This window comes from Enterobacter sp. CGMCC 5087 (assembly GCF_003144775.1).
Classification (GTDB): Bacteria; Pseudomonadota; Gammaproteobacteria; order Enterobacterales; family Enterobacteriaceae; genus Enterobacter; species Enterobacter cloacae_M.
In genome coordinates, this window is record NZ_QFXN01000248.1 from 12,603 (window position 1) to 25,378 (window position 12,776).

At 58.7% G+C, this 12,776-nt stretch carries 12 protein-coding genes; 10 read left to right on the plus strand and 2 right to left on the minus strand.

Annotated elements, in window-relative coordinates:
* Positions 1-88 precede the first annotated feature (88 nt).
* The 4 genes from DEO48_RS22105 to modC all read left to right on the plus strand — a co-directional run bounded on the left by DEO48_RS22105 (position 89) and on the right by modC (position 2,940).
* Positions 89-238, plus strand: coding sequence for an AcrZ family multidrug efflux pump-associated protein (locus DEO48_RS22105; RefSeq protein ID WP_023310811.1), 150 nt, complete (start codon positions 89-91; stop codon positions 236-238).
* A 178-nt stretch (positions 239-416) separates the two neighbouring features.
* Positions 417-1,190: a molybdate ABC transporter substrate-binding protein gene (modA, locus tag DEO48_RS22110; protein WP_109846286.1), complete on the plus strand. Its 774-nt coding sequence runs from the start codon at positions 417-419 to the stop codon at positions 1,188-1,190.
* Positions 1,190-1,879 (plus strand): molybdate ABC transporter permease subunit, encoded by a 690-nt coding sequence (modB, locus tag DEO48_RS22115; protein WP_109846287.1) that lies wholly within the window; start codon positions 1,190-1,192, stop codon positions 1,877-1,879. The genes modA and modB overlap by 1 nt, the downstream gene beginning before the upstream one ends.
* A 2-nt stretch (positions 1,880-1,881) precedes the next feature.
* Complete coding sequence (gene modC, locus DEO48_RS22120) at positions 1,882-2,940, plus strand: molybdenum ABC transporter ATP-binding protein ModC (protein WP_109846288.1); 1,059 nt, start codon at positions 1,882-1,884, stop codon at positions 2,938-2,940.
* On the opposite strand, the gene DEO48_RS22125 is transcribed toward modC, so the two are convergent.
* The gene (locus DEO48_RS22125; protein WP_047650617.1) at positions 2,941-3,759 is read right to left on the minus strand and encodes a pyridoxal phosphatase; all 819 of its coding nucleotides are present in this window, start codon (positions 3,757-3,759) and stop codon (positions 2,941-2,943) included.
* Between the two features lie 140 nt (positions 3,760-3,899).
* Between DEO48_RS22125 and pgl the strand changes: the two genes are divergently transcribed.
* On the plus strand, positions 3,900-4,895 hold the full coding sequence (gene pgl / locus DEO48_RS22130; RefSeq protein ID WP_109846289.1) for a 6-phosphogluconolactonase: 996 nt from the start codon (positions 3,900-3,902) through the stop codon (positions 4,893-4,895).
* Between the two features lie 77 nt (positions 4,896-4,972).
* Here pgl and DEO48_RS22135 read toward each other — a convergent pair whose 3' ends face one another.
* The gene (locus DEO48_RS22135) at positions 4,973-6,256 is read right to left on the minus strand and encodes a putative acyl-CoA thioester hydrolase (RefSeq protein ID WP_048976073.1); all 1,284 of its coding nucleotides are present in this window, start codon (positions 6,254-6,256) and stop codon (positions 4,973-4,975) included.
* Between the two features lie 226 nt (positions 6,257-6,482).
* Here DEO48_RS22135 and hutI point away from each other — a divergent pair, with 226 nt between their 5' ends.
* The 5 genes from hutI (at position 6,483) to hutH (ending at position 12,728) form a co-directional block, all read left to right on the plus strand.
* Positions 6,483-7,706: an imidazolonepropionase gene (gene hutI, locus DEO48_RS22140; protein WP_109846290.1), complete on the plus strand. Its 1,224-nt coding sequence runs from the start codon at positions 6,483-6,485 to the stop codon at positions 7,704-7,706.
* Positions 7,703-8,641: a formimidoylglutamase gene (gene hutG, locus DEO48_RS22145; protein ID WP_109846291.1), complete on the plus strand. Its 939-nt coding sequence runs from the start codon at positions 7,703-7,705 to the stop codon at positions 8,639-8,641. Before hutI ends, hutG begins: the two co-directional genes overlap by 4 nt.
* A gap of 19 nt (positions 8,642-8,660) precedes the next feature.
* The gene (locus tag DEO48_RS22150; RefSeq protein ID WP_023310841.1) at positions 8,661-9,395 is read left to right on the plus strand and encodes a histidine utilization repressor; all 735 of its coding nucleotides are present in this window, start codon (positions 8,661-8,663) and stop codon (positions 9,393-9,395) included.
* Positions 9,396-9,522: 127 nt separating this feature from the next.
* Positions 9,523-11,208 (plus strand): urocanate hydratase, encoded by a 1,686-nt coding sequence (hutU, locus tag DEO48_RS22155; protein WP_109846292.1) that lies wholly within the window; start codon positions 9,523-9,525, stop codon positions 11,206-11,208.
* Positions 11,208-12,728 (plus strand): histidine ammonia-lyase, encoded by a 1,521-nt coding sequence (hutH, locus tag DEO48_RS22160; protein WP_109846293.1) that lies wholly within the window; start codon positions 11,208-11,210, stop codon positions 12,726-12,728. The genes hutU and hutH overlap by 1 nt, the downstream gene beginning before the upstream one ends.
* The last annotated feature ends 48 nt before the right edge of the window (positions 12,729-12,776 follow it).

Sequence of the window (12,776 nt, forward strand, 5' to 3'; positions counted from 1 at the left end):
TGCAGGGCGCAAAGGGTACCGCACAAAAGGGGATGTTTTTCTCACTTGAAAGGGTAGAATAAGCTATTCACAATATCTGGAGAAAACCATGTTAGAGTTGTTGAAAAGTCTGGTATTCGCCGTGATCATGGTACCAGTAGTGATGGCCATCATCCTCGGTGCCATCTACGGCCTGGGTGAAGTGTTCAACGTCTTTTCGAACATTGGTCACAAAGACCAGGCTAAAAAGCAGCATTGATTCCCCACAAAACGCCCGGCGAGTCCGGGCGTTTTGCTCTCAAGGTTTTCCCGTCTACGCCGATATTATTTAACGCATCACCCCGGTTTACCCCTTCAGCGGTACGATTAAACGCTGGGATCTCCCTGACGTTATCGTTATATTAATATGTATATAACGCTACTCACAGGAGTTACAGATGGCACGTTCATGGGTACGCCTTTTCGCAGGGGCAACGCTGACGCTTTCACTTACCGGACACGCGCTGGCGGAAGAAGGTAAAATCACGGTCTTTGCGGCGGCGTCGCTGACCAACGCGCTGCAGGACATCGCGGCGGCGTATAAAAAAGAGAAAAACGTCGAGGTGGTCTCCTCTTTTGCCTCTTCCTCTACGCTGGCGCGCCAGATAGAAGCGGGCGCACCGGCGGATCTGTTCATCTCGGCTGACCAGAAGTGGATGGATTACGCGGCAGAGAAGAAATCGATTGATGCCACAACCCGCGAAACGCTGCTGGGGAATAGCCTGGTTGTCGTGGCGCCAAAAGCCAGCGCGCAGGCGGACTTCACCATCAACAAACAGACCAACTGGACGAGACTGCTAAACGGTGGCCGTCTGGCGGTGGGCGACCCGGAGCACGTTCCGGCCGGGATTTATGCCAAAGAAGCGCTGCAAAAGCTGGGTGCATGGGAGACATTGTCACCGAAGCTGGCCCCGGCGGAAGATGTCCGCGGTGCGCTGGCGCTGGTAGAGCGCAATGAAGCTCCGCTGGGCATTGTGTATGGCTCTGATGCCGTTGCCAGTAAAGGGGTAAAAGTGGTCGCAACGTTCCCGGAGGACTCCCACAAGAAAGTGGAATATCCTGTTGCGATTGTTGATGGACATAAAAATGCGGCCGTGACGGCCTTCCGCGATTACCTGAAAGGGCCGGAGGCGTCCGCAATCTTTAAACGCTATGGATTTACGACTCACTGATGATATTGACCGATCCTGAATGGCAGGCTGTTCTGCTGAGCCTTAAAGTCTCTTCCCTGGCGGTTGCGCTGAGCTTGCCCTTTGGGATCTTCTTTGCCTGGCTACTGGTTCGCTGTCGGTTTCCCGGCAAAGCGCTGCTCGACAGCGTGCTTCATCTTCCGCTCGTGTTGCCGCCCGTGGTGGTCGGTTATCTGCTGTTAATTTCCATGGGGCGACGCGGTTTTATTGGCGAAAAACTTTACGACTGGTTTGGGCTGACGTTTGCGTTCAGCTGGCGCGGTGCGGTACTGGCGGCGGCGGTGATGTCATTCCCGCTGATGGTGAGGGCGATACGCCTCGCGCTGGAAGGCGTGGACATGAAGCTCGAACAGGCAGCCCGCACGCTGGGCGCAGGGCGCTGGCGCGTCTTTTTCACCATCACGCTACCCCTTACGCTACCGGGCATTATTGTCGGGACGGTGCTGGCCTTCGCCCGCTCGCTGGGCGAGTTTGGCGCCACGATCACCTTTGTGTCGAACATCCCCGGCGAGACGCGAACCATCCCGTCGGCAATGTATACTCTGATTCAAACGCCGGGCGGTGAAGGCGCGGCGGCGCGGCTGTGTATTATTTCAATTGTGCTGGCGCTGGTATCGCTGATGGTGTCTGAATGGCTGGCGCGGCTCAGCCGCCAGCGGATGGGGAAATAAGCATGCTGGAACTCCATTTCACCCAGACGCTGGGAAACCATACCCTGACGCTTAACGAGACGCTGCCGGCAAGCGGAATCACCGCCATCTTTGGCGTGTCGGGGGCGGGGAAAACGTCGCTGATTAATGCCATCAGCGGCCTGACCCGCCCGCAGTCTGGCCGTATTGTCCTGAATGACCGCGTCCTGAATGACGTGGAGAACAAAATTTACCTCTCGCCGGATAAACGCCGCATCGGCTATGTTTTCCAGGATGCGCGCTTGTTCCCGCACTACAGCGTGCGCGGCAACCTGCGTTACGGCATGGCGAAAAGCATGGCCGGGCAGTTTGACAAGCTGGTGATGCTTTTAGGCATTGAGCCTCTGCTCGACAGGCTGCCATCCTCGCTCTCCGGCGGAGAAAAACAGCGTGTGGCCATTGGCCGCGCGTTGCTGACCGCCCCCGAGCTGCTGCTGCTCGACGAACCGCTGGCCTCGCTGGACATTCCGCGCAAACGTGAGCTCCTGCCCTACCTGCAGCGCCTGACGCGCGAAATTAATATTCCGATGCTCTACGTCAGCCATTCGCTGGATGAGATCCTCCATCTCGCCGACAGGGTGCTGGTGCTGGAAGAGGGCAGCGTGAAGGCGTTCGGCAACCTGGAAGAGGTGTGGGGCAGCAGCGTAATGCACCCGTGGTTACCCAGGGAACAGCAGAGCAGCATTCTTAAAGTGAGCGTTCTGGAACACCATCCGCACTACGCGATGACCGCCCTGGCGCTGGGAGACCAGCATCTGTGGGTCAATAAGATCGATAAACCGCTACAGTCCGCGCTGCGCATTCGCATCCAGGCGTCGGACGTCTCGCTGGTGCTGCAGCCGCCGCTGCAAACCAGTATTCGAAATATTCTGCGCGCCAAAGTGGCGGAGTGTTTTGATGATAACGGGCAGGTGGAAGTGAAGCTTGAAGTCGGCAGCAGGACGCTCTGGGCGCGCATCAGCCCGTGGGCGAGGGATGAGTTAGGGATCAAACCCGGCCTGTGGCTTTACGCGCAAATAAAGAGCGTCTCGATCACCGCCTGATTACAGCAGGTGGGTGTAAATGTACTGTGCGATGCTGTCGGTGGTGTTGTCACCAATCACCACGTTGGCGCGGGCTTTCACCGCGTCGTCGGCATTGCCCATCGCCACGCCGGTACCGGCGGCTTCCAGCATGCTGATGTCGTTGTAGTTGTCGCCGAAGGCGATCACGTCACGCATCGACCCGCCCTGAGATTCCACATACTGCGTCAGGCGCTTGCCTTTGCTGTTGCCTTTGCGGGCAATGTCCACCTGGTCATGCCAGGACCATTCGCACTCCAGACCCAGCGTTTGTTCCACGTGTTTTGCGAAGGTATTCAGTTTGGTGGTGTCTTCATCGGTCAGGGCGAATTTCCAGATTGCCTCAACGTCCTGGGCGGCCTGACGCAGGGAGGAAACCTGGGTAAAGACCGGACGCTGCGCTTCAGGCAGGGACAACGCCCAGTTGCTGGTGCGCACCACGTGGCCGGTAGGGCGCTCGTACAGCATCGCGTTATCCACATACATCAGTCCGTGAACGGCATGCTCATCCAGCAGATCGATCAGCTGCAGCGCCTGGGGAACCGGCAGCGGGTCGGAGGCTAAAACCTTTTTTGCCTGATAATCATACAAATAAGTGCCATTACAACAAATTGCAGGTGTATCTAACGCCAGTGCCTGATAAAAAGGGTGAATGGCAACGTGATGTCGACCCGTTACGATAAGGAGTTGATATCCCACTTCCTGCGCGCGTTTTAGCGCCTCAAGGGAGGAGGGGAGAAGGGTTTTTTGCGGCGTCAGTAAGGTACCGTCTAAATCCAGAGCAATCACACGCGAGGTCATCTGTTTTCCCGGGTTAATATTGAATTTACGTTTTGATGGGATGGTACACCGAGAGGCGAACGCTTCAAAACTCCTGTCGACAATTCAGCATTCACCGTCAAAAGTTAACTACTTTCATGCGCAGTGAGGAGTGAATATTCATGAAACAAACCGTTTATACCGCCAGTCCTGAAAGCCAGCAGATCCACGTCTGGCGTTTAAATACCGAAGGGACACTCACGCTGGTTCAGGTTGTTGATGTGCCAGGCCAGGTGCAACCGATGGTCATCAGCCCGGATAAACGTTTCTTGTACGTGGGTGTACGCCCGGAGTTCCGCGTGCTGGCCTATCGCATTTCTCCGGACGATGGCGCGCTGACGTACACTGCCGAAGCCCCGTTGCCGGGCAGCCCAACCCATATCTCGACCGATCGTAAAGGCAACTTTGTCTTCAGCGGCTCGTATAACGCGGGCTGCGTCAGCGTAACGCGTCTGGAAGAGGGTATTCCGGTCGAAACCGTGGATGTGGTGGAAGGACTTGAAGGCTGCCACTCGGCGAATATCTCTCCGGATAACCGCACGCTGTGGGTGCCTGCGCTGAAGCAGGATCGTATCTGCCTGTTCACCCTGAGCGACGATGGTCATCTGGTGGCGCAGAATCCTGCCGAAGTGACTACCGTTGAAGGTGCCGGCCCGCGCCATATGGTCTTCCATCCGAACCAGCAGTACGCCTACGTGGTCAATGAACTGAACAGCTCCGTGAACGTATGGGAGCTGAAAGATCCTAACGGTCAGATTGAGTGCGTGCAGACGCTGGACATGATGCCGTCTGATTTCTCCGATACCCGCTGGGCGGCGGATATCCACATTACGCCAAATGGTCGCCATCTGTACGCCTGTGACCGTACCTCCAGCCTGATTACCGTGTTTAGCGTTTCTGAAGACGGCAGCGTGCTGGCGATTGAAGGGTTCCAGCCAACGGAAACCCAGCCGCGCGGCTTTAATATCGATCACAGCGGTAAATACCTGATTGCGGCGGGGCAGAAATCCCACCACATCGCGCTGTATGAAATTAAAGGCGAGCAGGGGCTGCTGGAAGAGAAAGGACGTTACGCCGTAGGCCAGGGGCCAATGTGGGTCGTGGTCAACGCTCACTAAGCGGCTAAAAACAAAAAACCTCGCTAATGCGAGGTTTTTTTATGCCCGGTAAACGCAGTACCACCCGGCAAAACAGCTTACTGCTTCGGCTCAGCAACCACTTTGCTACCCAGACCGCGGTTGTTGTATTCCCACATGCGGTTGAAGTTAGCGTCGTTCAGGTTGCGCTGCACGTTCCCTTTATCATCCACTGCGCCGGTATTGCCGGAGAATGGACGTTTGGAGATTGCGGCATCAGCCCACGGCTTCGCCATGTTGAAGCCTTCGTTGATCACGCTGTCGCGGATCACGACCTGGCCGTTGGTCGCAGAGTCCACGTCCAGGGAGCGTCCCAGCTGCGCCACGCCGTCACCGGCAGCATTAAAGCGGCTGTTCACGGCCAGGAAGCCGTAGAAGAGGTTAGACTGGGTTGCCGGAGCAAACACGTAACCTTCCTGCTGAGTACGTGAGTTCACCACGCGGAAATCGGTATTATCAAACACCACCGCACCGCGACCGGACACCAGATCCACGTCACCTTCAACGTAGCTGTTGGTCACCAGGGTACGGGTCAGGCGGTTATTCTGCAGGGTGTTCTGCACGCCGCTGTTGGTCACGAAGAAGGTGTTCTGACGGCCCAGAATGTTGACGTTATTAATCTGCACCTTATCGCCATCGCTACGCAGCGCAACGGCCTGGTGGCTGCCGGCATCAACGCTGTCGCCCAGGGTATTCTGAATGGTCAGGTTCTGCAGCTGCAGACCGTTATTCTGAGACCAGAACACCGCCGAGCACATCACGCCAATGGTGGCGGAACGCTTGCTCTGGCAGTTATCAAACATATACCACGCCGGTTTACCCGGCATATATTTACCGGCCGGGTTCACCAGGTGACGCCAGGCGTTGCTGTCGATTTCGGAATCGATCGCCAGGCCAATTTTTACGTCGATCGCTTTTTCGCCCAGACCGTAAAGCGTAATGCTGCCCGGGGCCGCCGGAACATACACGGTGCCTTCATATTCACCCGGCAGGATCGCGATGTACTGGCGAGACGCGCTGTGTTTAGTGATGGCAGCATCAACCGCAGCCTGAATAGAGGTATGCGTTACGCCCTGCGCACCCGCCGGGCCAACCACGAAGTCAGGCTGTTTAGGCAGGTTAATAGAAGACGGTGTCCACGGCGCAGCGTTAGGATCCATCGCCGAGAAGTAGTGCGCACGATCGAAGTTCTTCGCTTCATCAGCGGACAAAATCGGGCGGGAGGCGGTACCGGGCGCAACCTGCTCAGAAGGGCGCTGATCCGGTGGTGTTGAACTGCATGCGGATAAGGTCACGCCAAAGGCGAGTGCTAACGCCAGACGGGAAATCCTGGAAATGTTCAAGGTAGAGCTCCTGGGTATGCAAGTCTTAAACGGGATAGACGAAATAGCCTGCTTTTTTATACTAAGTTGAGCGAAACGGGAAGATAAAAAGGGTAAAAGTTGCATTTTTAGCCCCGGAGCGGCAGGTAAGTGATCACAAATAAATAACATTTTCAGTCAAGGCGGTTGACAGTAGACGGTGGATGCAAATAAATGTCTATACAACCTAAGACAAGTGGAATGCCCCATGCAGCAGATTCATCCCGACGATGTAATATGGCGAAATGCGCGACTGGCTACGATGGCGCCGGACGTACCTGCGCCTTATGGACTGAAAGAGCAACACGCCCTGGTCGTGCGCGGCCACACTATTCTGGCCGCGATCCCTGAATCTGACATTCCTTCCGGACACCGTCACTGTGTCGATCTTCAGGGACGTCTGGTCACGCCTGGCCTGATTGACTGCCATACCCACCTGGTATTTGGCGGCGACCGCGCGGCGGAGTGGGAGCAGCGTCTGAACGGCGTCTCTTATCAAACCATTAGCGCCCAGGGGGGCGGGATTAACGCGACTGTGACGGCGACGCGCAGCAGCTCAGCCGAAACCTTGCTGAAACTGGCGCAGCAGCGGCTCCAGCGTCTCATGAATGAAGGCGTGACGACCGTTGAAATCAAATCGGGATACGGGCTCAACGCCGAGGCCGAAGAGAAGATGCTGCAGGTTGCCCGCCAGCTGGGCCTCAATAATCCGATCGATATCAGCCCAACGCTGCTGGCGGCCCATGCGGTTCCGCCGGAATACCGGCAGGATCCGGATGCCTACCTCACGCTGGTCTGTGAGCAGATACTGCCCACGCTGTGGCAAAAAGAGTTATATGAAGCAGTCGACGTGTTTTGTGAAAACGTCGGCTTTACCCCGTCGCAAACCGAGCGCCTTTTCAAGGCTGCCGCCGCGCTGGGTATCCCGGTGAAAGGGCATGTCGAACAGCTGTCGAATCAGGGCGGTGCGGCGCTGGTCAGCCGGTATAAGGGCCTTTCCGCCGATCATATTGAGTATCTCGACGACGCAGGCGTTCAGGCAATGGCGGAAAGCGGCACGGTTGCCGTCCTGTTGCCGGGTGCGTTCTATTTTCTGCAGGAGCGCCAGCATCCGCCGGTTGAACAGCTCAGAAAACAGGGCGTGCCGATGGCGGTCGCCACCGACTATAACCCCGGCACCAGCCCGTTTGCGAGCCTGCACCTGGCTATGAACATGGCCTGCGTCCAGTTTGGCCTGACCCCGGAAGAAGCCTGGGCTGGCGTAACGCGCCATGCCGCGCATGCGCTGGGCCGTGGCGCAACCCATGGGCAGCTGCGGGCAGGGTTTGTCGCCGATTTTATCGTCTGGGATGCTCATCATCCGGTAGAGATGGTCTACGAGCCGGGACGCAACCCGCTCTATCAACGTATTTTCCGTGGGGAGGCAGTATGAGATTATGGCGGCCCGTAGCCGAAACCGTCTGGCAGGGGCGCGACGACAGCGCCGAGGCCAGCAGCGCAAAGCGCATTTTCCAGACGATAAAGCAGCAGGGCCAGTTCACGCCGCTTTCATCCGGCATCGCGCTGATAGGCTTTGAATGTGATGAAGGGGTAAAACGCAATCAGGGCAGGCCCGGCGCCGTGCAGGCACCGGATATGCTGCGAAAAGCTCTGGCAAATATGGCAAGCCATCAGGGGCATGACCGGCTGGCCGATATGGGCTCGGTGTACGTTGAAGGCGGCGAGCTGGAAGCGGCACAGCAGGCGTTAAGCGATGCCGTCACCGCCTGTCAGCAGTCCGGGATGCGGACGCTGGTGTTTGGTGGCGGGCACGAAACCGCGTGGGCGCACGGTCGCGGCGTGCTGGATGCCTTCCCGAGCGAGCGGGTTGTCATTATCAACCTTGATGCCCATCTCGATCTGCGCAAGGCCGACCGGGCCACATCCGGCACCCCGTTTCGCCAGCTGGCGCGCTACTGCGATGAGCTCGGGCGGGAATTTCACTACGCCTGCCTTGGCGTGAGCCGGGCGGCGAACACGCTGGCGCTGTGGGATGAGGCCGAACGTCTGAACGTCACGCTGGTGGAAGATCTCCATTTCAGGCGCGATGCGCTATCCGCCCTGGAAAGGGTGCTGGCGCAGGCCGATCGTATCTATCTGACGATCGACCTGGACGTCCTGCCCGCCAGCGAAATGCCTGCCGTGTCCGCCCCGGCTGCGCTAGGCATACCGGCGCTGGATCTTCTCCCGGTTATCGAACAAATCTGCCGTAGCGGTAAGCTACGGGCCGCCGATCTGGTAGAGTTTAACCCGCAGTACGATCGGGACGGGCAGGGCGCTAAGCTCGCCGCCCGCCTGGCCTGGCAAATTGCTCACTGGTGGGCATAACACTATTCAAGGAGTCACGATGTTTTCACGCTCACCTCTGCCGCAGTCGAGCCCTCCCGCGCCTTTCTATGAAAAGGTGAAGCAGGCAATTAGCGAAAAAATCGCTACCGGCGTCTGGCGGCCGCACGATCGCATTCCTTCGGAGGCCGAGCTGGTGGCGCAGTTTGGTTTTAGCCGGATGACCGTCAACCGGGCGCTGCGCGAGCTGACCGACGAAGGGCTTCTGGTGCGCCTGCAGGGCGTGGGGACGTTTGTGGCGGAACCGAAAGGACAGTCGGCGCTGTTTGAAATCCGCAGCATTGCGGACGAGATAGCCGCGCGTAATCATCAGCACCGCTGTGAGGTGCTGGTGCTCGAAGAGACCCAGGCCAGCGCCGAGCAGGCTACGGAGCTTAACGTCAAGGAGGGAAGCCGCATTTTCCACTCCGTGATGGTGCATTTCGAAAACGACATTCCGGTGCAGATTGAAGATCGCTGCGTTAACGCTGAGCGGATACCGGACTATCTGAACCAGGATTACACCCAGACCACGCCGCATGCCTATCTCTCGCTCGTCGCACCGCTGACGGAAGGGGAGCACATTGTGGAGGCCGTGCGCGCCACGCCGCAGGAGTGCGAAAGGCTGCGCATTAAAGAGCACGATCCGTGCCTGCTGATCCGCCGCCGAACCTGGTCCTCGTCGCACATTGTGTCGCATGCCCGACTGCTTTTCCCGGGGAATCGCTACCGGCTGCAGGGCCACTTCATGTCATAAGTTTTACAAGCGTGATCGCTAACGCAATATAACAAAATTGTATCTTTTTTGTTAAATATGACCTTGTGTGTGCTTGTCTATACAAGTATATCTAAATGCATCATCTGTCCCCTATGAGGAGCACACAATGTCGTCAGGTAAATACCGCCAGCAGGACGTCCGCGCCGCGCGCGGCACCACGCTTACCGCCAAAAGCTGGCTCACCGAAGCCCCGCTGCGCATGTTGATGAACAACCTCGACCCTGAGGTGGCTGAGAACCCCCACGAGCTGGTGGTCTACGGCGGCATAGGCCGCGCCGCGCGCAACTGGGAATGCTATGACGCAATTGTAAAATCCCTGACCGAACTCGAACACGACGAAACCCTGCTGGTACAGTCCGGCAAGCCGGTTGGCGTATTTAAAACGCACAAAAACGCCCCGCGCGTGCTGATCGCCAACTCTAACCTCGTGCCGCACTGGGCCACCTGGGAACACTTCAACGAACTGGACGCAAAAGGGCTGGCGATGTACGGCCAGATGACCGCGGGGAGCTGGATCTACATCGGCAGCCAGGGGATCGTGCAGGGCACCTACGAAACCTTTGTGGAAGCCGGTCGCCAGCACTATAACGGCTCGCTCAAAGGCCGCTGGGTATTGACCGCGGGTCTCGGCGGCATGGGCGGCGCGCAGCCGCTGGCCGCCACGCTTGCCGGCGCATGCTCGCTCAACGTTGAGTGCCAGCAGAGCCGCATTGATTTCCGTCTGCGCACCCGCTACGTCGATGAGCAGGCAACCGATCTGGACGATGCGCTGGCGCGCATCAAAAAATACACCTCCGAAGGCAAAGCGGTGTCGATTGCTCTGTGCGGCAACGCGGCGGACATTCTCCCGCAGCTCGTCGCCCGCGGCGTACGTCCGGATCTGGTCACCGACCAGACCAGCGCCCATGACCCGCTGCACGGTTACCTGCCAAAAGGCTGGACATGGGAAGAATATCAGCAAAAAGCGGAAACCGACCCGGAAGGCACGGTGCTTGCCGCGAAACGCTCTATGGCGGAACACGTCTCCGCCATGCTGGCCTTCAGCCAGATGGGCATTCCGACCTTTGACTACGGCAACAACATCCGCCAGATGGCGAAAGAGATGGGCGTGAATAACGCGTTCGACTTCCCGGGCTTCGTTCCTGCCTATATTCGCCCGCTGTTCTGCCGCGGTATCGGCCCGTTCCGCTGGGTTGCCCTGTCCGGCGACCCGGAGGATATCTACAAAACCGACGCCAAAGTGAAGGAGATCGTCGCCGATGACGAGCATCTTCACCACTGGCTGGACATGGCCCGCGAGCGCATTAACTTCCAGGGCCTGCCCGCGCGTATCTGCTGGGTAGGGCTGGAGTGGCGTCAAAAACTCGGCCTCGCCTTCAACGAAATGGTGCGCAGCGGTGAAGTCTCCGCGCCGATCGTCATCGGCCGCGATCACCTGGACTCCGGCTCCGTTGCTAGCCCGAACCGCGAAACCGAAGCCATGCGCGACGGCTCGGATGCGGTCTCCGACTGGCCGCTGCTGAACGCCCTGCTGAATACCGCCAGCGGCGCGACCTGGGTATCGCTGCACCACGGCGGCGGCGTGGGGATGGGCTTCTCCCAGCATTCCGGGATGGTCATCGTCTGCGACGGAACCGATGAAGCCGCCGCGCGTATCGCTCGCGTACTGCACAACGACCCGGCAACCGGCGTGATGCGTCACGCGGATGCGGGTTACGAAATTGCCATTGACTGTGCCAAAGAGCAGGGCCTTAACCTGCCGATGATCCCTGCCACACAAGGAAAGCATTAATGAACGCATTAACACTCACTCCCGGCTCGCTGACGCTCAAGCAGCTGCGTAACGTCTGGCTTAAACCGGTCACCCTTTCGCTGGATGCAAGTGCCCACGCCGCCATTAACGAGAGCGTCGCCTGCGTCGAAGCCATCGTTGCCGAAGGGCGCACCGCCTACGGGATTAACACCGGCTTTGGCCTGCTGGCGCAGACCCGCATCGCGACACACGATCTGGAAAACTTACAGCGTTCGCTGGTGCTGTCACATGCGGCGGGCGTGGGTCAGCCGCTGGAGGATGAGATTGTCCGTCTGATGATGGTGCTCAAAATCAACAGCCTGGCCCGCGGCTTCTCCGGCATTCGACTGAGCGTGATTCAGGCGCTGATGGCGCTGGTCAATGCGGAAGTCTATCCGTGGATCCCGGCAAAAGGTTCCGTCGGTGCCTCCGGCGATCTTGCGCCGCTGGCGCACATGTCGCTGCTCCTGCTGGGGGAAGGCAAAGCGCGCTGGCAGGGCGAGTGGCTTCCTGCGAAAGAGGCGCTGAAAAAAGCCGGGTTAAACCCGATAACCCTGGCGGCGAAAGAGGGGCTGGCGCTGCTGAACGGCACGCAGGCATCGACCGCTTTCGCGCTGCGCGGCCTGTTTGAAGCGGAAGATCTGTTTGCCTCAGCGGTGGTGTGCGGTGCGCTGACCACCGAAGCCGTGCTGGGCTCGCGTCGCCCGTTCGATGCCCGCATCCACGAGGTGCGCGGTCAGCGCGGGCAGATCGATGCCGCCGCGATGTACCGTCACGTGCTTACCGACACCAGCGAGATCGCGGATTCACACCACAACTGTGAAAAGGTGCAGGATCCCTATTCCCTGCGCTGCCAGCCGCAGGTGATGGGCGCGTGCCTGACGCAGCTGCGCCAGGCGGCAGAAGTGCTGCTGGTGGAGGCCAACGCGGTGTCCGATAACCCGCTGGTGTTCGCCCAGGAAAACGAGGTGGTCTCCGGGGGCAACTTCCACGCCGAGCCGGTGGCAATGGCGGCGGATAATATCGCCCTGGCGATTGCCGAAGTTGGCGCGTTGTCCGAGCGCCGCATCGCGCTGATGATGGATAAACATATGTCCCAGCTGCCGCCGTTCCTGGTGCGTAACGGCGGGGTCAACTCGGGCTTTATGATTGCCCAGGTGACCGCGGCGGCGCTGGCGAGCGAGAACAAAGCCCTGTCGCACCCGCACAGCGTGGACAGCCTGCCAACGTCAGCGAACCAGGAAGATCACGTTTCGATGGCGCCGGCTGCCGGGCGTCGTCTGTGGGAAATGGCCTCCAACACCCGCGGCGTGCTGGCGGTGGAGTGGCTGGCGGCATGTCAGGGTGTCGATCTGCGTGAAGGGCTAAAATCCAGCCCGCTGCTGGAGCAGGCGCGTCATGTGCTGCGCGAGCACGTATCGCACTACGATGATGACCGCTTCTTTGCGCCGGATATTGATAAGGCGATGCAGCTTCTGGAAGAGGGAAGCCTTGTAGGATTGCTACCTTCAGTGCTGTGATTTTTTGCCCGAACCCTCTCCCACAGGGAGAGGGAATTGCCCGGTTTT